Origin of the sequence: Bacillus cihuensis (genome assembly GCF_000504145.1) — a bacterium.
GTDB lineage: Bacteria > Bacillota > Bacilli > Bacillales > DSM-1321 > Peribacillus > Peribacillus huizhouensis.
The window spans coordinates 388,485-411,067 of sequence record NZ_KI632495.1; the positions used below are offsets into that span (position 1 = coordinate 388,485).

19 protein-coding genes and 2 pseudogenes are annotated in these 22,583 nt (G+C 34.9%); 17 read left to right on the top strand and 4 right to left on the bottom strand.

Features of this window, described 5'->3' with window-relative positions; translation table 11 throughout:
* Nucleotides 1-667: 667 nt before the first annotated feature.
* The 4 genes from V179_RS0107685 (at nucleotide 668) to V179_RS0107695 (ending at nucleotide 3,503) form a co-directional block, all read left to right on the top strand.
* Nucleotides 668-928 carry a twin-arginine translocation signal domain-containing protein gene (locus V179_RS0107685; protein ID WP_028390950.1) on the top strand — a complete coding sequence of 87 codons (261 nt, stop codon included), beginning with the start codon at nucleotides 668-670 and terminating at the stop codon, nucleotides 926-928.
* Between the two features lie 30 nt (nucleotides 929-958).
* Nucleotides 959-2,311 carry a peptidoglycan-binding protein gene (locus V179_RS29055; protein WP_051404878.1) on the top strand — a complete coding sequence of 451 codons (1,353 nt, stop codon included), beginning with the start codon at nucleotides 959-961 and terminating at the stop codon, nucleotides 2,309-2,311.
* A 36-nt stretch (nucleotides 2,312-2,347) separates the two neighbouring features.
* On the top strand, nucleotides 2,348-2,476 hold the full coding sequence (gene tatA / locus V179_RS29820) for a twin-arginine translocase TatA/TatE family subunit (RefSeq protein ID WP_084552266.1): 129 nt from the start codon (nucleotides 2,348-2,350) through the stop codon (nucleotides 2,474-2,476).
* Between the two features lie 538 nt (nucleotides 2,477-3,014).
* Nucleotides 3,015-3,503 (top strand): DinB family protein, encoded by a 489-nt coding sequence (locus V179_RS0107695; protein ID WP_028390951.1) that lies wholly within the window; start codon nucleotides 3,015-3,017, stop codon nucleotides 3,501-3,503.
* A gap of 167 nt (nucleotides 3,504-3,670) precedes the next feature.
* Here V179_RS0107695 and V179_RS0107700 read toward each other — a convergent pair whose 3' ends face one another.
* A complete protein-coding gene (locus V179_RS0107700; protein ID WP_028390866.1) occupies nucleotides 3,671-4,906 on the bottom strand; it encodes an IS110 family RNA-guided transposase in 1,236 nt (411 codons plus the stop codon).
* Between the two features lie 329 nt (nucleotides 4,907-5,235).
* Here V179_RS0107700 and V179_RS0107705 point away from each other — a divergent pair, with 329 nt between their 5' ends.
* Complete coding sequence (locus tag V179_RS0107705) at nucleotides 5,236-6,516, top strand: hypothetical protein (RefSeq protein WP_235178986.1); 1,281 nt, start codon at nucleotides 5,236-5,238, stop codon at nucleotides 6,514-6,516.
* Nucleotides 6,517-6,790: 274 nt separating this feature from the next.
* Nucleotides 6,791-7,315: a GNAT family N-acetyltransferase gene (locus V179_RS0107710; protein ID WP_028390953.1), complete on the top strand. Its 525-nt coding sequence runs from the start codon at nucleotides 6,791-6,793 to the stop codon at nucleotides 7,313-7,315.
* A 338-nt stretch (nucleotides 7,316-7,653) separates the two neighbouring features.
* On the opposite strand, the gene V179_RS0107715 is transcribed toward V179_RS0107710, so the two are convergent.
* Complete coding sequence (locus tag V179_RS0107715; RefSeq protein ID WP_028390954.1) at nucleotides 7,654-8,889, bottom strand: IS110 family RNA-guided transposase; 1,236 nt, start codon at nucleotides 8,887-8,889, stop codon at nucleotides 7,654-7,656.
* 425 nt (nucleotides 8,890-9,314) lie between these two features.
* Here V179_RS0107715 and V179_RS0107720 point away from each other — a divergent pair, with 425 nt between their 5' ends.
* A complete protein-coding gene (locus V179_RS0107720) occupies nucleotides 9,315-9,602 on the top strand; it encodes a hypothetical protein (RefSeq protein WP_051404879.1) in 288 nt (95 codons plus the stop codon).
* 218 nt (nucleotides 9,603-9,820) lie between these two features.
* Here V179_RS0107720 and V179_RS0107725 read toward each other — a convergent pair whose 3' ends face one another.
* Nucleotides 9,821-10,474 carry a CatB-related O-acetyltransferase gene (locus V179_RS0107725; protein ID WP_028390956.1) on the bottom strand — a complete coding sequence of 218 codons (654 nt, stop codon included), beginning with the start codon at nucleotides 10,472-10,474 and terminating at the stop codon, nucleotides 9,821-9,823.
* A 1,483-nt stretch (nucleotides 10,475-11,957) separates the two neighbouring features.
* On the opposite strand from V179_RS0107725, the gene V179_RS0107745 reads away from it, so the two are divergent.
* Nucleotides 11,958-13,256: an MFS transporter gene (locus V179_RS0107745; protein ID WP_028390958.1), complete on the top strand. Its 1,299-nt coding sequence runs from the start codon at nucleotides 11,958-11,960 to the stop codon at nucleotides 13,254-13,256.
* A gap of 281 nt (nucleotides 13,257-13,537) precedes the next feature.
* On the opposite strand, the gene V179_RS0107750 is transcribed toward V179_RS0107745, so the two are convergent.
* Complete coding sequence (locus V179_RS0107750) at nucleotides 13,538-14,455, bottom strand: aldo/keto reductase (protein ID WP_028390959.1); 918 nt, start codon at nucleotides 14,453-14,455, stop codon at nucleotides 13,538-13,540.
* A 787-nt stretch (nucleotides 14,456-15,242) separates the two neighbouring features.
* Here V179_RS0107750 and V179_RS0107755 point away from each other — a divergent pair.
* From V179_RS0107755 to V179_RS0107800, 9 genes and pseudogenes are all read left to right on the top strand, one after another.
* Nucleotides 15,243-15,977, top strand: coding sequence for an SH3 domain-containing protein (locus tag V179_RS0107755; RefSeq protein WP_028390960.1), 735 nt, complete (start codon nucleotides 15,243-15,245; stop codon nucleotides 15,975-15,977).
* Nucleotides 15,978-16,169: 192 nt separating this feature from the next.
* Nucleotides 16,170-17,159 carry an S-layer homology domain-containing protein gene (locus tag V179_RS27405; RefSeq protein ID WP_051404880.1) on the top strand — a complete coding sequence of 330 codons (990 nt, stop codon included), beginning with the start codon at nucleotides 16,170-16,172 and terminating at the stop codon, nucleotides 17,157-17,159.
* Between the two features lie 428 nt (nucleotides 17,160-17,587).
* The gene (locus V179_RS0107770) at nucleotides 17,588-17,875 is read left to right on the top strand and encodes a hypothetical protein (RefSeq protein ID WP_028390961.1); all 288 of its coding nucleotides are present in this window, start codon (nucleotides 17,588-17,590) and stop codon (nucleotides 17,873-17,875) included.
* A gap of 318 nt (nucleotides 17,876-18,193) precedes the next feature.
* A pseudogene (locus V179_RS29060) lies at nucleotides 18,194-18,559 on the top strand (RHS repeat-associated core domain-containing protein); the annotation flags it as partial.
* 380 nt (nucleotides 18,560-18,939) lie between these two features.
* Complete coding sequence (locus V179_RS0107780; RefSeq protein ID WP_028390963.1) at nucleotides 18,940-19,404, top strand: DUF2691 family protein; 465 nt, start codon at nucleotides 18,940-18,942, stop codon at nucleotides 19,402-19,404.
* Between the two features lie 757 nt (nucleotides 19,405-20,161).
* Nucleotides 20,162-20,314: pseudogene (locus tag V179_RS31605) on the top strand (transposase); the annotation flags it as partial.
* A gap of 205 nt (nucleotides 20,315-20,519) precedes the next feature.
* Nucleotides 20,520-21,002, top strand: coding sequence for a DUF2975 domain-containing protein (locus V179_RS0107790; protein ID WP_028390965.1), 483 nt, complete (start codon nucleotides 20,520-20,522; stop codon nucleotides 21,000-21,002).
* A 10-nt stretch (nucleotides 21,003-21,012) separates the two neighbouring features.
* Nucleotides 21,013-21,231, top strand: a complete 219-nt coding sequence (locus V179_RS0107795; RefSeq protein WP_028390966.1) for a helix-turn-helix domain-containing protein — start codon at nucleotides 21,013-21,015, stop codon at nucleotides 21,229-21,231.
* A gap of 407 nt (nucleotides 21,232-21,638) precedes the next feature.
* Nucleotides 21,639-22,079: an ASCH domain-containing protein gene (locus tag V179_RS0107800; RefSeq protein ID WP_028390967.1), complete on the top strand. Its 441-nt coding sequence runs from the start codon at nucleotides 21,639-21,641 to the stop codon at nucleotides 22,077-22,079.
* Nucleotides 22,080-22,583 lie beyond the last annotated feature (504 nt).

Below are 22,583 nucleotides of genomic sequence, written 5' to 3' on the forward strand. Positions count from 1 at the left end.
CATATTGATATTAACCTATCGAAAGGAGAATATAAAATGAAGTGAGCAAAGAGAATAATAAATTATGTTTGTTTTAGTGTTTGGGAAAGTAAGTAATTTTTCTATAATAAACTCCTCCTAATAAAATTGACTGGAAAAGGGCGGATTAAATAATCCGAGATTACCCGTTACTCAATTATAACAAGATTTTCTGTAATATCTTAAGGCTAGAACCTCTTAATACTGTTGAACGATCTTCCGTTAAACCAGCTAATAGTTTGTCAACATTTTTCAATAAAGACTTAAAATATTTCATACTATTCTAAAAATATGCATAGCAATTCATCCTGGGACTAATTGCCCGTTTGTTAAACAAGAAAAGCAATACCCTTACTTAAGCATTACGACCATTCCATTAATAAAAAAGAGTCTTATATTTGTTGGTATTCAAGGTGACCTGTCGCTATCAATTTATCCTCAATAACTAGTTTTTCCTTACCCTACTTAACTACAAAATAATGTAATATTTACTATATTTAAAAGAGATCTAAAATGCTCATTACATTATTTTTAAGATAAAGTATAATTTTGGAAGAGGAAGAAAAACATCTGAATATTCTGAATAAATTTAATATTCTATTTACTATGACTTATATAAATAGAGTTTAATTGGGGGAGGATGGAAATAGTGGCTAAGAAAAATTTAAGTAGACGTAAGTTTTTAGGTTATCTAGGAGCTGGTATAGTAACTGCGACAGCAGCTAGTTTACCTATTAAAGCTTTAGCAGGATTAAACGAAACGAAAGCTACATCTGAAGTTAATTCAGAAGATTTACCTAAAGAACCTGGTACATGGGGCGATACAATTTTAGAAATGGAAATTGAACTACCTCAAGACCCAAATGTTCTCCTGATGGATGTAGAGACCATTTATAATTTAAATCAATGAAATTGTATAACAAATCAGGGGGGAGTTTTTATGTCCTTACGAATTAATATGGTCAACACAGCCATATCTCAGATTGGCACATTAGAAGGGAATAATAATGACAATAAGTATGGGAGATGGTTTGGTCTAAACAATCAGCCATGGTGTGCCATTTTTGTGAGCTGGTGTGCTGCTAAATCAGGAAATATGGAATTCAATGGGGAACACCGTCCACTTTTTGCTCGCAGTGCTGCAGTAAGAGATCATCGATGGTTTCATGATACTTTTGGTGAATATTTTACTAAATCAGGATTCATCAATTATATCGGGAATGACTCCAAGAAAGTTGCCAGAGCGACAGGATGCCTTATTTTTTTTAGTGGAGACTCTCATATAGGCATCGTTGAGCAATATTATCCTGGGGAACAAGCAGTACTTACAGTAGAAGGGAATACTTACACCCCCTCTAAAGGAGAGGAAATTCAAGGCGTGTTTCGTCGTTATCGCCGTCTTTCTGATTCGAAAATAGTTGGATTTGCTCTTCCTTACTATGAATTTTATAGCAGCGGATCCCCTGGGGGCGTTAAGCCGATACCACCTCCTTACGGTAACAGTGGAACTGTGGATAACCCCACTTCTTTCCCAGGAGCAAGGTATTTCTATATTGGTGCCTACAATAACTATGTCACGCTATTAGGGAAAATGCTAATAAAAGCAGGATATGGTAATTTTTATCAAGTAGGAGCAGGTCCTCGCTTTACGGAAACAGACCGGCAAGCATGCGCATCTTTTCAAAGAGCACAAGGCTGGAGTGGAAGTGGCGCAGATGGTATTCCTGGAACATCTACATGGGAGCGGCTTAGTGCCATCTATTATGGTGGTGGCGGAAGTGGTGGAAGCGACTGGCCGCCAGCATTTCCAGGTGCACAATATTTTAAGGCTGGAGCCTCAAACGAATACGTAAAATTATTGGGTGTTCAGTTAGTAAAGGCAGGATTTGGTCGACACTATACCGTTGGACCAGGTCCAGCGTGGAGTGAAGCAGATCGCCTAAACTGTCAAGAGTTCCAAAGAGGACAAGGTTGGACAGGCAACGATGCAGATGGATATCCAGGTCCTACGACATGGCAAAGATTGTTTGATATAGTTGGTAGCACCCCAAATATTTCGATATTTCCCGGAAGCCATTTCTTTGGTCCTGGTGCAAATAACGAATATGTTACAACCCTTGGTAAACGATTAATTAACAAAGGGTATAGTCGGTATTATTCTGTCGGAGCAGGTCCAAAGTGGAGTGAGGCAGACCGTCAAGCTTGCGCTGCTTTCCAACGTGCTCAAGGTTGGTCTGGAAGTGATGCAGATGGCATTCCTGGTCCTTCAACATGGCAAAAGCTCTTTGCATAAAAAATATAACAGAGAGGAATTGATAAAATCCCAAACATGGGGGTTCCTGGATTAATACTTATATTAGTAATTGCCCTTATTATTTTTGGGCCGTCAAAACTCCCCGAAGTTGGATGTGCCTTTGGTAACACATTAAAAGAATTTAAAAACGCAACCAGGGATTAATGGAGCAGGGATCATAAAAATTATCAAACTTTTTTATCGATTCAATTGAATTTAGAAAAAGCGTGTATTGATCAATCTTTTTTCAAAACACGCTTTTTCTATTTGATTTTATATTAAGGTTTTTTAAATTAAATTAATCAAACTTTATTCCAAAGTTACGCCCTAAAGCCGCCCTGGTCCGATTCCTTTCAGAATCAGACCAGGTGACAACATACTATTAGTTGGGTGTTATTGAAGAGAAAGTTATGTTTCGACTTTCGTTTAGGTCTTCACTTAGCTTTATATAAATGCTTTCTTTAGGAATATAAAATTAATGTAGCTTTGGAATAAGTTAAAAGGCACGTGGTGATGTGGATTTAAAATAAAGTTCGATCGTTTAAAACAAAGTTTAACCGTTTGTAAAAAAGTCTGATCAAAAGTTCTGAATGAAAGCAGAATTCTCCTTGTTCCGTAATCGGGCCATTTAACGGAATAAAGCAGGAGAATTCAAAAGAGCACCGAAATAGTAAAGATATAATTAAAAGGGAGTGTGACTGATATGTCACATGCTAAAGATGTTTTGGTCGATCAGTTGTTAGCAAATGCAAACGACCCTAGCTTTTACGTTCCTTTTTCGGAATCAGTAGCAAACTTGTCAGAGGAAGAAGCGTTTTGGAAACCCAACGATGAAAGTAACAGTATCGCTGAAATTGTGCAACATCTACTTTATTGGAATGAGACATGGCAAAAGAGGTATGAAAAATCTCATGTGAATGCTGTTGCGCCAATAGGTGATAATAATAAAAGCTTTATTGTTCCGGAAAATAAAAGATTTGCTGACGTAAAAGAGTGCCTCCTAGAGGTTCTGCTTCAGTGGCAAGATCTACTAACTGAAGAAAAGGTAGAAAGTGAAGTGAATGGTTTACCAGAGACTGCAAAGTGGTGGGGGTTACTGGGGAATATGTCCACGCATAACGCTTACCATATTGGACAAATTGTTTACATCCGAAAACAACTACAAAAAGGCTGGAAAACTAATATTAAATGAGAAAGTAAGACAACTTACATTTCTCGTTCAACAAAACCAGCCAATAGTTGTCAATATTTTTAAATAAAAATATTAAAAATATCATGTTATACTAAATTTGTGCATACCAAATAACCGTCCAAATACTATATTTGGAAAGTTCTGGACCGATTAGTTAAAATGTTAAATCAAGCTAAATCTAGGAAAGAAGTTTTGTTTTTTAAAAGTGCATAAATCCAATGTAAAAGTTTATTTGCACAAGCTATCACAGCTACTCTAAAAGGTTTTCCTTCTTCCCGTTTTTTATCATAAAACGCTCGTAATCTCTTATTACGAGGAAGGATTTCATCCGTTGTTTTCTGTTTGCGACAGTCACGAATAGCACATTTAACAGCCATATACAAAGCTTGCCGTAGTCTGCTAGAGCCTCTTTTGGTAATTCGATTGTAAGTACCTTTGAATGTGCCAGATTCAAAGACACTTGGATCAAGACCGGCAAATGCGACTAGTTTCTTAGGATGATTAAACCTTTCAATTTCCCCAATTTCAGAAATAATCGTGGCTGCGATTTTTTCACCGATACCGGGAATTGATCGGATAATCTTAGATTCTTCAATACCTTTTACTAAAGCATCTATCTCCTTTTCAATCATGGATAGATGTTTTTTGTATTCAAAGAGCATATTAATAAACATATCTAAGCTCAGGGCAAGACTAGAGTATAAAGCCTTCTGAAAAGGGTTTTGAGTTGCGGCAGTCATTAGCTTTTCAGCCTGTTTGTTTGCCCATTGTAGTGAACGAGTATTACAGAATTCTTTTATTTTTGTTGTTAATGTTTCAGTATCGCTTTTCAAGACATCTTCTGAAGTAGGAAATGCTTGTAATGTTTTTAAAGAAACGTCCGAATATAAATCTCCAAAAACCTTACTATATTCAGGAAAAACTTGATCCAAAACGGCCTGAAATTGTAATTTGGTTTGTACAAACATGCCTGTAATATTATCGTGCTGTCTTGTAAGGTGACGTAAGTTCATAAGTTGGATACCACGCTTTTTATAAGGCTCTAAATCCTCTTTATAATACAGCTCGCAGAGGTGATTGGCATCAATGATATCTGTTTTTACCTTTCGCAAACTAGAACTTTTTGCTTTATAGGAGATGAGTGGATTTACGATAATGATTAAATAGCCTTTGTCCTCAAAATATTGAACAACCGGTGTGTGATAATGACCCGTTGATTCCATTACGAGAGGGGGACGTTCTCCTGAAATATCTTCTATCTCTTTAATAAACTCTAATAAACTAGCTAACCCATCAAGATCATGTTTTACTTTGAAACTTTTCTTGTAGGGCTTCTTTCTTTCCAAGTATGCTTGAATTTGACTTTCACCTTTTGCCACATCCAGACCAACGACTGGATTCATTAAAATTCCTCCTTCAAAAATATAATTGCCGGTAACCCCTGAATCCTCCTCATAGTGTCATAGCTTCGCTTGTTATACGAGATCATTGTCCCAACCAGCCTCAAACATGTTTCTACAAGTAGGGGGCGAACTGTTTTGCGGACGGGGTCTTAGCCCCACGGGCGCGAACGTTCTACCTCGGCTACCGTTATCATATATCGATATAAAAAATGGTCAACCAGAAATAATTTCTGGCTGACCTTATAATACGATCGGGCGCGATTCTTCAATAAAGAAGATCGCTTTTTTCCGTTATAGGGCCAGATTGTTGAATAACGTTGAGAGAGATCATGTTAATATTAGGAATGGGTTGTGAAGAAAAAATAATTAAACTAAAGAGCAAGTTAGCCATGAAAATTATTTACAATGAAAAGGGTGTTGAAATGAGGTTCCTTATTGAATTTAAAGACTTCAAAAGTAAAGAATTAGAAAATGTATCCTTACGTTTATTGGATACTTTTTTAAATGAGCATTTGATAGGTAAATTTCATGGACACTTTTATGAGTGTATACTTGTTAGATTTATCAATAATCCTCCAACTTCAAAAAAATTAAAGCTAAAAGTACTCTATAAAACAATAGCCGAGGTAGAGTTATCTGGGACTTTTATGAATAATAACCAATTAAATATTGAAGATTTTCAAAGTGGATTAGAAAAAATTGAGGAAGCAATCAAAAATGTGTATTCTATCGAAGCTAAAGAACCACTGGATTATCATGGGGAAGAATTACTAGCAGACTTTAAGGAGTGTAAAAGTTTTGCGCCAATATCTTTTGAGGAACTAAATAAATACGCTAAGAATCAACAGAATATTAAATTCCAAAATCGTTCAAAAAGATCTGATTGCTTAATGTACAGCTATTCAATTAATCCACAGCAATTAACTAAAAAAATAGTAGGTATTAGAGTATATGACCAATTTGTTGATGGGACTTTAGTACCTTATAATTATATTTATTCAGAATTATTCAGTAATTTACTACGGAGAAGCGAAGTTAAACTTCCGAATTATGATGAAATATATATCAATATTGGCGAAACAATGGAACAGGCAAAGCAGGAACTTGCATTAGAAACTTGGCACAAGTACACATATGCGACATTAAATTTATCTACATACTTGTCAAGCGATGAAGAGACTAAATCGAAAATGTTGTTAGAGTGTATTAGTAATGGATTAAGACTAATTGCTGATTTTGATCATTTAGAGAAAGAAAAAATTGAAAAAATAATTCAATATATAAAGGAAAATGGAGTAAATATAGAACTAATATATACTTCAAAACAAAACAATAATTTCCTAGCTGAAATTATTTACAAGGTCCCTCAATCCCACTTGTCAAAAGCAGAATATAAATTAAGATTGACAGATTTGAAAAATGGAAAATCTGGTGAAGCTCATATCGACTTTATACATACATATTGGGCTCCTTATAGCTTTGGAAATATTTTAATAAAAAAAGAAGAAATATTAATAAAAGGGAGAGGGAGCTTGAGAGCAGAGATTTCACGTCAGCGTGATAAATTGCCAGATGAGTATATATTTAAAATTGGAGATATAATCAAATAGTCAGAAAATAAGGGTTTATACTAACAGCGCTTTAGTTAAATACCGATTTTCAACAATCGGGCGCGATTCTTCAATAAAGAAGATCGCTTTTTTCCGTTATAGGGCCAGATTGTGGAGGAACTCCTTTAAAGAAAATAGGATATGTATGTTAGAGCTTAGAAGAGATTGTGAAGCTTTGTACTTAAAGTAACGTTGCAGGTTAATGAAAAAGGGTATCTACTACTATTTGTGGAATTGTTATTTAAGATAAGTAATGGTAAAGGAGGTAAACATGATGACAAAAAATAATATTCAAGTTTCCCTTAGAACAGGAAATTTAGATGATGCAGAATCCGTGAAAGAACTTCAAAGGGAAGTTCTTTCAGAAAGCGAGTTTATGATTTCTGTTATAGAAGAGTTTGAAGAGACAACTGAGCAACTAAGAAACTGGATCCAGAGAATTTTACTGAATGAAAGAGAAACGTTAATTGTTGCGGAAACTGAAGGAAAAGTTGTTGGTTTAATTGTCTTTCGCTCAAAAAATACCAAAAGGCTTTCTCACACTGGTTCTTTTACGGCAATGGTCAATAAAGCGTATCGTGATAGGGGTATTGGTAAACTCCTGATTAAAGAACTTTTAAACTGGACGGAACAGAACCCATTAATAGAGAAAATAAGTTTAGGTGTTTTATCAACAAATCAGCGGGCTATCGGCTTGTACAAAAGTATGGGATTTGTTGAGGAAGGACGTAAAATTAAAGAAGTAAAGTTTAAAGAGGACTTATATGTAGATGACATTCTTATGTATAAATTGGTTTAACAAGACTTAGTAATTAAGATTTTCAACAATTAAGGATCGAAAAAACGCTAAACCTTGATATAACAAGGATCGTTTTATTTCGTGTTTCTTCATATTATATGGACACATAAAAGAACGTAATTTATTTGCATGTCTTGTGATGAAGCATAGCAACATAGATGATTCGATGCTTCAATAGAGAAGGGACGCTTTTCTTATTCAACAAAACCAGCCAATAGTTGTCAATATTTTTAAATAAAAATATTAAAAATATCATGTTATACTAAATTTGTACATGCCAAATAACCTTCCAAATACAACGTTTGGAAAGTTTTGGTTTACTCGGTTAAATTGTTAAATCAGGCTAAGTCTTGGAAAGAAGTTTTGTTTGTTAAAAGTGCATAAATCCAATGTATGAGTTTGTTTGCACAAGCTATCACAGCTACTCTAAAAGGTTTTCCTTCTTCTCGTTTCTTATCATAAAACGCTCGTAATCTCTTATTACGAGGAAGGATTTCATCCGTTGTTTTCTGTTTGCGACAGTCACGAATAGCACATTTAACAGCCATATACAAGGCTTGACGTAGTCTGCTAGAGCCTCTTTTGGTAATTTGATTGTAAGTACCTTTGAATGTGCCAGATTCAAAGACACTTGGATCAAGACCGGCAAATGCGACTAGTTTCTTAGGGTGATTAAACCTTTCAATTTCCCCAATTTCAGAAATAATCGTGGCTGCGATTTTTTCGCCGATACCGGGAATTGATCGGATAATCTTAGATTCTTCAATACTTTTTGCTAAAGCATCTATCTCATTTTCAAGTATGGATAGATGTTTTTTGTATTCAAAGAGCATATTAATAAACATATCTAAGCTCAGGGCAAGACTAGAGTATAAAGCCTTCTGAAAAGGGTTTTGAGTTGCGGCAGTCATTAGCTTTTCAGCCTGTTTGTTTGCCCATTGTAGTGAACGAGTGTTACAGAATTCTTTTATTTTAATTGCTAATATTTCAGTATCAACTTTCAAGACCTCTTCTGAAGTAGGAAATGCTTGTAATGTTTTTAAAGAAACGTCCGAATATAAATCTCCAAAAACCTTACTATATTCAGGAAAAACTTGATCTAAAACTGCCTGAAATTGTAGTTTGGTTTGTACAAACATGCCTGTAATATTATCGTGTTGTCTCGTAAGATGACGTAAATTCATAAGTTGAATACCACGCTTTTTATAAGGCTCTAAATCCTCTTTATAATACAGCTCGCAGAGGTGATTGGCATCAATGATATCTGTTTTTACCTTTCGCAAACTAGAACTTTTTGCTTTATAGGAGATGAGTGGATTTACGATAATGATTAAATAGCCTTTGTCCTCAAAATATTGAACAACAGGTGTATGATAATGACCCGTTGATTCCATTACAAGAGGAGGGCGTTCTCCTGAAATATCTTCTATTTCTTTAATAAAATCTAATAAACTAGCTAACCCATTAAGATCATGTTTTACTTTGAAACTTTTCTTGTAGGGCTTCTTTCTTTCCAAGTATGCTCGAACCTGACTTTCACCTTTTGCAACATCCAGACCAATGACTGGATTCATTAAAATTCCTCCTTCAGAAATAAAATTGCCGGTAACCCCTAAATCCTCCTCATAGTGTCATAGCTTCGCTTGTTATACGAGATCTTAGTCCCAACCAGCCTCAAACATGTTTCTACAAGTAGGGGGTGAACTGTTTTGCGGACGGGATCATGTCCCACGGGCCATTACGTTCTACCCCGGCTACAGTAATCATATATCGATATAAAAAATGCTCAACCAGAAATATCTGGCTGACCTTATAATACGAACGGGCCATTTAGTTGAATAAGACTTTAAAGAAAATTGGATATGTATGTTAGAGTTTAGAAGCAGTTTGTGAAGGAATTGAGAATGTTTATTATTCGAAACAAAAACTTATAACTCACCGTGAAGTAAACACAGGTCTTCAAGACTTAATTAAACCTACAAATGAATGGAAAAAGAGAATGGCTGATGGTGATGATATATTCACTTTAAAAAACATTGAAGCTACTAACAAGGTTCTTGACTCCTTCATTAATAATTTTAAAAAACTTGGAGTTAAGCCAAAAAAGGGAGAAATACTGGAAAATGTTAAAGAAGTCGTAATTCAATTAAATGAATTAAATGACAAATACGGTTACTTTATTGAGACGATGGATAGAGAAGAACTATATGAATTTATTACTGAAGCTGACCGTATAGCTGGTTTAAAAGTCGAAGGAGACATAACCGAAGAATGGAGAGAGTGGTAAAAACTAAACGGGTACTTAAATCAACTTTCTCTTAATAAGGAAAAGTTTGTGAAATATTGTACTTACACTAACGGGGGGCTTTACTTGAAAATGAGTAAAGCCTATTTCTTATTGTAGTAACGGGCAGAATAGTTAAAGAATATAAAATAGATTTAGTCTGGTGTATGTCAAAAAAACTACACTCTATCTAGAATGTAGTTTTTCGAACGAGACTATTTTTACTTTACTTCACTGTTATAAAAATCATATAACTTTTCTATGGATGAACTTGACAAAAGAGGCACTGCTCTTTCAATTATTTTTCGATCCCAATCAAACCAACGCATTTCCATTAACATATTAATTTCTGAATCGGTGAATCTTTTTTTTATTTCATTTGCAGGATTTCCACCAACAATTGTGTATGGTGGAACATCTTTTAAGACGACAGAGCCTGCTGCAACGATTGCACCTTCACCGATCGTAACACCTGGCATTATTATAGCGTTCATACCAATCCAAGCATCACTTTTTATGACTGTATCACCTTTTGGTTCATATGATTGTTCTAATTGCTCAACAAATGGATAAACCGTAACCCATTCAGAGTGGTGGTTATGGTTGCCTCCCATTAAAATAACTACTCCACTAGCAATACAAACATAATTTCCAATAATAAGTTTATCTAGTTGCCAACCATATTGTTCAATAGGATTGAATAGTTCCCGAGATTGAATATCACCCCATAGATACCTTACACAACCATCTTCAAAGTTTTGATCTCCATAATACCCTGAATAATAGGAATACTCACCTACTTCAATAAGTGGATTTGTCACTATATCTTTTAAATACTTTATTTCAGACCAATGATTAAATAAATGTTGTTTCATAATTATACCTCGCTTCTAAGTATTATAGATTATACGATTTACTTAGAAGCTTAATCCCACAGCTACATTTTTAAACTTTTTCAAACGACGAATCATTATCTTCAGCCTTTCTTTTATAGTAACAAAAGCGTAACTCAATAAATCACGTTAGTCAAATTGTGAAAATATTCACTTCAACTAACGGGTGCTTGTGCGGCCGAGCCTAGGTCGTATCATATAGCGGGTGGGATTCCCGTCGAGAAAGAACTAGCCATTCACTCGTAGCGAGTCTTGGAGGGCTAATGGTAACATTAGCCTTTAAGCGTAGACAGTTAGGTGGCGGGCCGAAAGCCAAATGGTTGAAGGGATTGAGCTCCATAATGTTAGTAAATCGAGAGGGCTGATGCCTTAAGCACAGCAGAAAGCTACATTTTATCCATCGTTAAAGGCAAGAAGGATAAAACCTCTCTGGAGTCAGAGACCTTGGCACGTCACACATTGATATGATACGGCAACTCGGGAGACCCTACCGGTCTTTTCTTCTTATAGAAGAGAATGGTGTACAAGCGATAATAAGCAAGGAAGCCAAATGCCGTTGTAGGGAGTCGGATAGCAGCGTAGTACCAATGAAGTTGGGTAATGCCGATGGAGGAAAGGCTGCTACCAAGTTATCACCCTTACTAGGGACACATTTACTATACGCAGAGGTAGGGATAATAAATGGAAACAAAACTATTAAGGATAGCAGAATTAGCAAAATCTGAACGGAAGAGATTACCTATATTTTGTGAATGGTGACTAGGAGGAGCCGTGTGCGTAAATAGCGCAAGCACGGTTCTGTGAGGGGGGAGGAACACAATCTACTGCAAGGTAGAGAGGTTCCCTTCTACTCGACTAGTGAAAGAAGAATTTGCATAAAACACCCCTTTTTTATGTAGCTACCAGGCTTCTTCAGAAGCCGAAAATGTTGATTCATCAACCATGTATAAAATCATGTATAACCGATAAAAATGGCCCATTCGGAACCCCTTGACCACCAAGGGGTTTTATGTTTCGGAACTTCCGAAAAATGACTTTATGTTAACTAGATTTGTATAGAGCATTCATATGCCACAAAAAAACATATAGCTAAATATTTGTGCTAAATAGACAATTTTTTATGAAGAAAAATAAATATTTGTCCTAAATGTATAATAGTAAAAGTAATTAGTAAAATGTTAGTATTGTTCTGAATGAATTTATTATAGTGTTATACAGGAAACAATGTTATTCCACCCAAAACAATTAACGTCACTGCTGGAATTCTTAAAGTTTTAACTTTAGTATTTGGTAAATAAATTAATTAGAAAGGATGATTGGTTCCTAAATTTCTCCCTTACAACACCCAGGTTTTATTTCCTCTTTGTCCAATTTTCTTAAATACCCAAATCAAAATTTTCTTTTTCGGTCAAAATTGTCAGAATAATAATAATTTTCAAATAAATAGGAAATGGAGGTAATAATAATGAAAATTGAACATGTTGTACAACCAGGAAATAGGGTAGAAGTTAAGCCTTCCGATGTCAAAAGGGCTGTAATGGGCGCATCGATTGGAAATTTAATTGAATGGTTTGACTATGCATCCTATGGGTATCTGGCGACAATTATCGCTGTTGTATTTTTCCCCGCAGGCAACCCCAAATTAGCTTTGCTCGCAACATTCGGTGTTTTCGCCGTATCCTTTATAGCAAGGCCAATAGGCGGGATTATTTGGGGTCATTACGGGGACAAGCTTGGACGGAAAAAGATCTTGATCCTGACACTGCTTTTAATGTCACTCTCAACATTTGCCATCGGAATCATACCTAATTATGCAACGATAGGAATTGCAGCACCGTTACTTCTCCTTTTGTGCCGTATTGTTCAAGGTTTTTCCGCATCTGGTGAATATGCCGGGGCTTCCCTGTTTATTGCCGAATATGCTCCTAAAAAACGCAGGGGCTTGCTTGTCAGTATGGTGCCGGCAAGTACAGCTGCGGGACTCATGCTTGGTGCTCTAGCTGCTTTTGTACTTGAAGCTTCGCTATCCCAAGAGGCAATGCAAGCTTGGGGCTGGAGAATTCCATTTCTATTAGCAGGTCCATTATGTTTAATCGCCCTTTATTTGCGTATGAAACTTGAAGATACACCAGTCTTTAATGAAATCGGACATAGTGAGGAACAATTACCGATTGTCCAGACAGTTAAACTTAACTGGAAACAAATTATCGTTGCTTTTGGTGTTGTCTTGCTTAACGCTGCTGGTTTTTATATAATTCTAAGCTATATGCCTACTTATCTTACAAACGAGCTAAATTTCACTGGAACAAAAGGTATCCTTACAACGCTTGTCTCGCTGGCTACTTATGTGATCTTCCTTCCAATGGTTGGAGCACTAGCGGATCGTGTCGGCAGAAAACCAGTTCTTATCGGAGCTTGTATATCATTCATTGTGTTATCATACCCTGCATTTTTAATGCTGACACTTGGCGGCATTTGGCCTGTAATAGCATTAATCTTACTTGGAGCAATATTAGCCGGTAATGATGGGGTTTTAGCGACCTTCCTTACTGAAATGTTCCCAACAAAAGTCCGCTATACTTGTTTCGGATTATCTTTTAATTTAGGAAACGTGATCTTTGGAGGAACTGCCCCATTTATTGCAACTTTTCTAATTATACAAACCGACAATCAATTTGCACCAGCCTTCTATTTAATGGCAGCAGCTTTAGTCGCATTATTAGCATTAATGAGGACGAAGGAAACTGCCCATAAAAATCTTTAATTACTGCGATTTCTAGTTTTATCCATACCTTATAATACAAAATGCAGATAATGATTTTGTGAATTAAATGTACTTAAACTAAAAAAGGATCTTCTGGGAAGATCCTTTTCATTGCCGATAATTCATTTTATGTTAACTAGATTTGTATAGAGTATTCATGTGTTCCTTAGAAATCTTATTCAACAAACGGGCCAGATTGTTTGATAGTATAGGATAGATTGGAGGTTGGCCCTATGGCTTATCTATTATTCTTAGTGGTAATTATTTACGGAAAAAGGAAATTAAGGCAGTACATTACCTGCAGCACGATAGATGCCATACCACTCCTCACGAGTAAGAAGGATATTACTTGACTTACAGCAATCCTTTAAACGGCCTTCATTCATCGTACCGATAACCGGTTGCATGTTTGCTGGATGACGTAATAACCACGCGATAGCGATGGTTGTGTTGCTTACTTCATATTTGTTCGCAACTTCATCAATCTTTTGATTCAATTCAGGAAACTTGTCGTTACCTAGGAATACTCCATCAAAGAACCCATATTGGAAAGGGGACCATGGCTGAATGGTAATATCGTTCAGTCTGCAATAATCTAGTATGCTACCATCTCTGTTCACAGCAGAATCATTTTCCATGTTTACATTAAATCCATTAGAGATCATATTTGCATTGGTAATACTTAATTGAAGTTGATTAGCAACGATTGTTTGCTTCACCGACTTCTTAAGTAATTCGATCTGCATTGGGTTCTGATTGGAAACACCAAAGTGACGAACTTTTCCTGAACTTTCAAGAATATCGAAAGCTTCTGCCACTTCTTCTGGTTCAACCAACGTATCCGGACGGTGTAGCAGCAGAATATCTAGGTAATCTGTATTTAATCTCTTTAAGCTTCCGTCAACTGATTCTAAAATATGTTCTTTTGAAAAGTCGAACATCCCTTCTCGAATACCGCACTTAGATTGCAAAAAAATCTTTTCACGAATATCATCGTTCATATGGATGGCTTCAGCAAATATTTCCTCGCATGTTCCACCCCCATAAATATCAGCATGGTCGAAGAAATTTGCACCTAATTCAAGCGCTGATTGGACAAAGTGCTCAGCCTCGGCCTTTTCCAGAGAATTAATGCGCATACAGCCGACTGAAACAACCGGCACCTCTAAAGTACTTTTTCCAAGTTTCATAGTCCTCATGATATATCCTCCTTGATTGTAATTGTGTAATTTCATATAATGCGTTTGAACTTTTCTTCCACGCTGGTGGCAAATGTATATGTATACAATGAAAAATTCGGCGTATGTATCCCTTATTGATTGTGACACACAGGTAAAGCGTGTTCAAGAAATTATTACGCAGTATTCAACCTTGTTCTCCATGCAGAAGGCAGTTGCTTTTTGTAATTATTTAACTTTATTTTATAGAATATTTTCGTAAAGTGAATTAGATTATAAATTGGGATATTTTTATGAGCACTTTGGATATTCATTGCAACTAACTAATAACCTTCTTCCACAATCGAGAGCTTTAATTAAACAATCAGCTAAAAGGATCTTCACTGGGAGATCCTTTTTCAATGCCTATAAGGGTGATTATGTAAACTCTTCTTCATAAAATAAGAGGAGTTTTTTAATCTAGCTTATTAAGCTACCATGAAAATAAACTTCTCTAACTTCGAAAAAAGCAATACCATAGAGACCCCTTAGCCATCGTATAAAAAAATGGTTAGAGCTACAATTCATTGATCTTTGGAATGGGTTGACTGGATTAAGGTCAGTATCAGTATTGGCGCTTACTATTTTCATACTCTGTGGATCGGCACTGATTTTGTGCTACATGGATGGCTAACGGGGCAGTTTAGTGAAATAAGGAATATCATTATTAACTAGCAAATGTATGTTATAACAATCCGAAATTTATAACAATTAATAGAATTTTTGTTATAATTAGTAAAAATACATTAATAGTTCAACGGAGGTACTAATGAAGATCAAAACTATTTTAAAAGTCATTTATGCGTTGACACTTCTGTTAACAGTCTTTATTCCATTAACTTCAAAACAAACTCAGGCTGCTACAACACAGGTTGGAACCATTGATGTTTCCATTGGAAAATCATTAAATGTGCGAAATGGTGCAAACTCAAAAGCAAAAGTAATAGGTACACTAAAACGAAGTGATAAAGTAAATGTGTTTAGTCAAAATAGTACTTGGACAAAAATTCAGTATGGAAAAGGTATAGGCTACATCTCATCTGATTATGTAAGATTCTATAAATCAACGTCTTTATATAGTGCAAAACAAATTACTGATAGAATTCTTTCTGTAGAAAGAAATATGTGGACAAAAACATTTACTAAACAACAATTCTATCAAATTATGTCACCAGCATTCACTAAAGAGTACACTGATTTATACTTTAAAGGACAACTATGGAATGTAGGTAAAGATAAAAAGGGCAATCGATTATATAAAATCAAACCAACTGAAATACACGGTCAATCGATTGAAGAGTTCGATTGGTATCTTGAATATGCCGAATATAAACCATATATATCTTTCTATATTAAAAATGGTGTTGAATATTTAAAAGTTTCACAGTATCACTATTATCCACATCAACAAAATTTAAGTAGGACTACTTCTTTGTACTTGATTAAACAGCCAAAATCAAATTGGAAAGCATATAAAATTGAAAGGTGGTTCCCTAATCAATAGTTTAGTTCATTTTTCTAAGAAGTCCCATGGGCTTCTTTTTTCATGAAATATTTTAGAATATTTTATAAAAATTAGAGACTAACATATAGAGGGAGTTGAAAAAAAATATATCATTTTAGGTTTGTTAATATTTACCTGCTTAATTAAAGGTGATAGAATCATTTTAATAATTGAAGAATAGGAGATAACCCATTGAACAAATATTCGCTATTCACTGCTGCAACAGCTACCACAGTAGCCATTTCTAGTTTAGCAGTTCCAGTGAGCGCAGAGTCGAGCCACCCATTTACGGATGTAGGAAGCCAGTATGATGACGCTGTCAGCTTTTTATATGATATAGAAGTAATCAACGGTATTTCGGCAACAAAATTTGGCACAAGCCAAACGTTAACACGGGGCGATGCGGCCGTTATTTTAGCTAATATGCGCCTGTTTGATACGAAAGACGCACCTGATGCAGGTTTTAGAGATTTAAATGCCCGCGTAAGGGGATCTGTCAATGCCCTTGCTGAAATCGGCGTAATTTCTGGTGTGACGAAAACGGAGTTCAAGCCAGAACAGACTTTAAGCCGTGGCGCAATGGCTAAATTTCTTGTAACAGCATATGAATTAGAGAAGTATGCAAAGCAAACGTCATTCACAGATGCCGGTGGCGTGTTCAAGCCTTATATTGAAGCTTTGCATGGAACCGGCATTACATCAGGCAAGACCAATATATCTTACGGTACAAACCTAAATATTACTCGTGGCGAATTTGCCAATTTGTTATATAAAACGTTTTTCTTCGTATTGGAAAAAGAAAATTTTTATATCCCATGGGTTGCAAATGCACAAGTGATTTCTACTACTCAAACGAAAATTAATTTGACAGAAGCAGTGCCGAAAGAATATATAGCAGGCGATGTAATGGTTTGGCTGCAATTTAATGTTCAGTATAGCAATGGAAGTGTAGTAGAATTTGATCCTGCTTCTTATTTTCTTACAGCTGACCGTAAAGCTCTTGTGATCAACCACACGAATCTATCATTAGCCGGTAAAAAAGGAACGATGATCATTAAAGACTTCAAAGTTAAAACAAAAGCCTCATTTGATTTTGCAGCAGTGAAAATATCTTCAAGTACAAACGTGGATTCTTCATTCACTCATACGGATGCTCTGCCTGCAACGCAAGCAACAAAGTAAATAAACACTAAAAAAGCCGGCATGTCGCTTCTCTTAGACGGAGAATTAAAAAATTGGAAGAAAGAATTGAGGAGTTGGAAGATGAAAACAAAAAATTACGCAAAACAGAAAGTACAGAACTAGCAAATTATATGAGAAATTTATAACAAAGGCTAGGGTAGTAAGCGTTATTACATAGACCATAAAAAAGAGACAGCGATTGCTGTCTCTTACTATACTAATGCCTCCGTTAGTTGAATAAGTATACTAATTTTCTTGTGTTTTTTTCAAATAATCACTATAATAGTCTGCTTAATCTAAGTCATCATATTTAGGTGTCGCAATCATTGTATAGTTCTTTTTTTAAAAGCATATGTATCTAGTTCATCTCTTGATGAAAAATCTGAACTAAAAAACTAAGCCCAATAAATAAAAGGGAGGTGAATAATTTGAGTGTTATAATGGAATCTCAAGTTGGAGATAAAATTTTTATTATTGAAGAATTTACAGGTAGCGAACATCATAAAGCCTTCTCATGGGATGACTGTCGTGATTTTAATATAGGAGATGAAGTATATTACCTGGATTTCCTTGAGGATAAAAACGATCCTGGAAAGTATGATTCATGGTCTATATTATATAAAACAAAAGATGGTAAAGTATATTCTGCAATTCAGCAGTTTTTTGTTACTGAAAGTGTTTGGAATAATCTAAAGGATTATTTTAATAATTTGTAAATTAATGTTTTTGTTTATATAGAAAAAGGAATTTAATCAATGAAAGAATTCTCAGTAAGAAAGTAAAACGTGTGTTACTTATTTGAACTGCACCTCAATTGGTAGACACATCCATCAATCGAAGGTGTAGTTTTACACTGTTGGTAAACTAAATACGTAATTACGTGGGGAAACTTGGTATATTGTTGAAGAGATGTTCTTGGTTTAGTTGATAGTAATGGTAATGTGGTTGCTTCTTATACTTATGATGCGTGGGGGAATATCCTGTCACAAAGTGGAGAAATGGCTGAGGTTAATCCATATTGATATGCAGGGTACCGTTATGATGAAGAGACGAAGTTATATTATTTGATGGCAAGATACTATAATCCTGATAATGGATTGTTTTTATCTATTGATCCAGTGACGGGGGATTTGATTAACACCATCACATTGAATGGTCATAATTATAATAATAACCCGGTAATGTATGTTGATCCAAATGGTCATTTTTCAGTGGCAGGAACCTTATTATTTGTACCAGGAGTTGGGCAAGCTGTACTTTTAGTTGGCGGTGTTGTGCTTTTAGGGGGACTAGCGATATACGCAGGTTCACAGGTATACAAGCAAGTGCAAGCTAAGGCTTCTAGTGATTATAATACTGCAAAATTAATTGGCTCTAAAACAATAAATCACTCAAAATAAACTGGCGAATCACTACCTACCAAAGGAAAACCTTATTCATCTAAAGATCTAATAAAAAATGGGAAAGCTCACCAAAGAAGATACTATGATAAAGACGGAAAGCCAGATGTAGATATTGATTATACTAATCTCGGTAATGCAAAACGACATCCCAAAGTCCCTCATAGACATGAATGGATTAAATGGGGATAGTTCGGCTAAAAATTTATATTCGAAACTGTAAAGTCCCAATCACATTTACAAATTTTATAGTTCTCAGGCACTTGGTACCAGTGATTTTATCAATTGAGGTTTATAGTAAGACATACACAAAAAATACCTTGAAAAATACTGAAGCAATAAACAGTTTAATTTAAATAATATTTGGGAGTTGTTTTATTATGCAGAGAGGAATTAGTTTTGAAATACCAAATAAACGCGGTACATTACTTGGAGATGTACTGAAACCAATTGACATTACTACTTTCTGTTGGCGTATTGGCAGTGGAGAGTCATATAAAGTAGTAAATGGACAATTAAATGAAAATCTTTTCTCATTTGAAACAAAGGTTATTGAGGGGGCCGAGCTCAAAAATCTAATAGAAAACAATATTCATTATATTATTTCCGCTGACTTACAAGCATATCGGAAAGGTGAGTTTTCTGATATTAGGACATATGAAGAATTTATTGAGAGTACATGTGAACTTGTTCTATTAGTGGTCGATAGTTGTTACGTCAGCATCTATTGCAAAAATAAAGAGCTAATCGAAATGCTTTACATGAATGCATCAGAATGTCGATTTAAAGAAATTGAATATATTACTGACAAAAACGATACTAGAACAAGACTATCTGTTTGGTGATGGAAAGGTTTTAGATTTAACTTTCGGCAATGCTTCTCAAAATTAATGGGAAGTTCTTTTTTATTTTTTCGACTCTTCTACCAAAGAAAAACATGTAGGTTAGTATTATTTCTGCTTTTTTCAATGGAAGAAATTTAAGAAAACAAGGTGTCAAGCACCATCCAAAAACATGGAAAATTAAAAGTCAGAGAGCAATTTTTTTAGCTTTCTGACTTTTTTATTTTGATTGTTATTGACCTATCAAGCTGTAACTGCTTTTAAAAGGGATTATTCGGATGCTTCTTTTAGTTTTCCATTGTATGAGCTTGGATTTATGATAATACTAAGAAAATGGCAGTAAAAATTGCTCGCTATAAATATGGAAAATAAATTCAGCGATGAAGGGTAGGACAAACCTCATTACGTAACTGGTTTATTAACTATTACAGTAAACAAAATAACTTCATATGTTTGTATTGTTATCATAACCTTTCGAGTTTAAAGAAAAAGAAGAAGAACCTTAAAATACCCTTAGAAAAGTAAAGGAATATCAAGTTTGCGTTTTTTGACTTTGATCTAGTAGGTGAAACTAATAAAAACCCCCATTCAATTAATTGAGTGGGGGGAACAAGAGATATTAGTACATCTTCGAAAAGCTGTTAAACGTGCAGTGGGACTCAGTAAAATAAAAGAATTAAAGAAGGTTGTAGTTGCTCCAATTGGCATTCGGGAAGGTTATGATATGGCTAAATTAGAACTTCGCACTTTAATAGACAAGATAGGGAAAGACACGGTTGCAGGCTTTTTTTCAGAGGTAGGAGACCTAAGTTACTATTACCACCCAAAGCAGATTATCAAATTAGCTGGGCTTAGTCTAAAGGAAAATACATCAGGTAAGCATAAAGGACAATCCAAAATTACCAAGAGAGGTTGGAAGTTTTGTTGAACAAGTTGTAAATTTAACATTTTAAAGTAAGAGCATTCCTTTGTAATGAGAAATGCTTTTTATTTATGTCAAAATTAAAAAGATATTTTAATAACAATAACAATATAATAAAAAACAATACTAATTTATTGTAAAACAATAAATTATATGGTAAAGTCAAAACTGACATTAAATAAGTGAGGTGCACTTTATGAATCGAGGAACAACACTCTTTTTGAAGATGGCTGTTATTCTTATTGGAATCCCAATTCTTGCTTTATGCATATTTTTAGTGCCTAAGATTGGGAATTTTGCTGGAGAATTGTATCCAGAAATGGCTTATATGAAATCTCTCGTTTTAATCGATATGTACGCAGCAGCGATTCCTTTTTACTTTGCTCTGTATCAGGCTTTTAAACTTTTAAGCTATATTGATAAAAACCAAGCGTTCTCGGAATTATCGGTAAAAGCTTTAAAGAATATAAAATACTGTGCCATCACAATCAGTACCTTGTATCTGCTAGGTATGCCGCTCTACTATCTCATGGGGAAGAGAGTTGACCCTCCAAGTTTCATACCAATCGGATTGGTCATTATTTTCGCCTCTATGGTTATCGCCGTTTTTGCTGCTGTCCTCCAACGGCTTCTAAAAGAAGCGATTAACATAAAATCAGAAAATGATTTGACGGTCTGAGGTGGAGGATATGGCAATTATTATTAATATTGATGTGATGTTAGCAAAACGAAAAATGAGCGTAACGGAGCTTTCGGAGAGGGTTGGAATTACTATGGCAAATATTTCTGTTCTGAAAAATGGAAAAGCAAAAGCTGTTCGTTTTTCAACATTAGAAGCGATATGTAAGACTTTGGATTGTCAGCCAGGGGATATTTTGGAGTACAAAAGCGACGAAGACACTCAATAAAAATAGACAACATATTTATATAATTAAAGGTAGTCGATAGAGAATTTATGGGATAGCCATTAAGCTATCCCTTCTTTGCGTTTATTGATGTTATTTAATCAGAGAATTCCATTGATATTAGTGACAAAAAATATGATGCGATTTGCAATGTTTGCACCTCAAAAGGGAACCCGTTAAGACTAATACATCCTGTTTTATGTTAGTATTTAAGAAACAGAAATTTCCAAAGGTACATTAAGGGATATTTTATAAAAAGGGGAATAGGGCCAGTTTGTTGAACACATTTTTAATGAAATCCGTATAATTATTTATGTTAATATTTAGGTAGGGTTACCAAAAAAATGTAATAGAATTATCAGGGAAGATAATGAAAGAAAGAAATATATTATTTCAAAGGATGATTATGCATGAATAAGGTACAACAATTTTGGAATGATTTTTGCGTAGCAAATCATAAGGAAGGGAACGAATATAAAGATGCTTTTCAATTTGGATCTTCACCTGATTGGTTAGCTGATTTAGTTGTTGAAGGAAAGAAGACAGCAACAACTTCAGGGTTTGTGTTTTATGAGTTAGAAAAAGAAGCTCTACCTCAATCTGGTGAATATTATATTGTTTTAAATGGTCAGGATGACCCTGTCGCAGTTATTCAAATTCAATCCGTTGAAGTCGTTCCAATGAATGAGGTAACAGAAGAATTCGCTTTAGCAGAAGGTGAAGGAGATTATCAATTTTGGTGGGATGCACATGAAAAGTTCTTTACCCAATTATTAAAAGAATACGATAAAGAATTTTCACCAAATATGTTAGTTGTATGTGAGCGTTTTAAAAAAGTGTCCTCAAAATAAAATAGTTAAATAACTTTGAAGTTTTTGCGTATTAGGACAGTTCTTCAACGAACGGAACGTTACTAAACAAGACATAGCATTTGAGAGCATAAACAATCGGGCTCAATTCTAGATTAGACCTGCCTTATTTAGAAACAAAGAGACTAAAACTTGTAACCTTTTCAAAAGATATGATGGAAGGAATATTAGAAAATAATTTTAAAAAACTACCATTCCAACCTGCTCATGAGTTGCCGATGAAGGTTTACCTTGATATTGTACCTTATAAAATCAATAGATTTAATGTATTTTAAGATGAAACAGAAGGTGAAGGAATTATAATTCATAAAAAAGATCAATTTATTATAGGAGATATGGGATTTAAAGGTGGTCCAAATGCAGAAGGTATGATCGATATCGGTTATAGCGTTGTCTAAAATTATCAAGGGTATGGCTATGCAATTGAAAAGGGAAAAGCATTGGTGAAGTGGGGGCTATATCAACGTAAAGTAAAAGAAGTAGTAG

Bases quoted from the DNA above. Each gene is read 5' to 3' on its own strand.
- V179_RS0107700 (WP_028390866.1), bottom strand. From the start codon at position 4,906: ATGAATCCAGTCGTTGGTCTGGATGTGGCAAAAGGTGAAAGTCAAATT.
- V179_RS0107725 (WP_028390956.1), bottom strand. From the start codon at position 10,474: ATGAAACAACATTTATTTAATCATTGGTCTGAAATAAAGTATTTAAAA.
- V179_RS0107710 (WP_028390953.1), top strand. From the start codon at position 6,791: ATGACAAAAAATAATATTCAAGTTTCCCTTAGAACAGGAAATTTAGAT.
- V179_RS0107745 (WP_028390958.1), top strand. From the start codon at position 11,958: ATGAAAATTGAACATGTTGTACAACCAGGAAATAGGGTAGAAGTTAAG.
- V179_RS0107750 (WP_028390959.1), bottom strand. From the start codon at position 14,455: ATGAGGACTATGAAACTTGGAAAAAGTACTTTAGAGGTGCCGGTTGTT.
- V179_RS0107780 (WP_028390963.1), top strand. From the start codon at position 18,940: ATGCAGAGAGGAATTAGTTTTGAAATACCAAATAAACGCGGTACATTA.
- V179_RS0107800 (WP_028390967.1), top strand. From the start codon at position 21,639: ATGAATAAGGTACAACAATTTTGGAATGATTTTTGCGTAGCAAATCAT.
- V179_RS0107720 (WP_051404879.1), top strand. From the start codon at position 9,315: ATGGCTGATGGTGATGATATATTCACTTTAAAAAACATTGAAGCTACT.
- V179_RS0107755 (WP_028390960.1), top strand. From the start codon at position 15,243: ATGAAGATCAAAACTATTTTAAAAGTCATTTATGCGTTGACACTTCTG.
- tatA (WP_084552266.1), top strand. From the start codon at position 2,348: ATGGGGGTTCCTGGATTAATACTTATATTAGTAATTGCCCTTATTATT.
- V179_RS0107705 (WP_235178986.1), top strand. From the start codon at position 5,236: ATGTTAATATTAGGAATGGGTTGTGAAGAAAAAATAATTAAACTAAAG.
- V179_RS0107695 (WP_028390951.1), top strand. From the start codon at position 3,015: ATGTCACATGCTAAAGATGTTTTGGTCGATCAGTTGTTAGCAAATGCA.
- V179_RS0107790 (WP_028390965.1), top strand. From the start codon at position 20,520: ATGAATCGAGGAACAACACTCTTTTTGAAGATGGCTGTTATTCTTATT.
- V179_RS0107795 (WP_028390966.1), top strand. From the start codon at position 21,013: ATGGCAATTATTATTAATATTGATGTGATGTTAGCAAAACGAAAAATG.
- V179_RS29055 (WP_051404878.1), top strand. From the start codon at position 959: ATGTCCTTACGAATTAATATGGTCAACACAGCCATATCTCAGATTGGC.
- V179_RS0107715 (WP_028390954.1), bottom strand. From the start codon at position 8,889: ATGAATCCAGTCATTGGTCTGGATGTTGCAAAAGGTGAAAGTCAGGTT.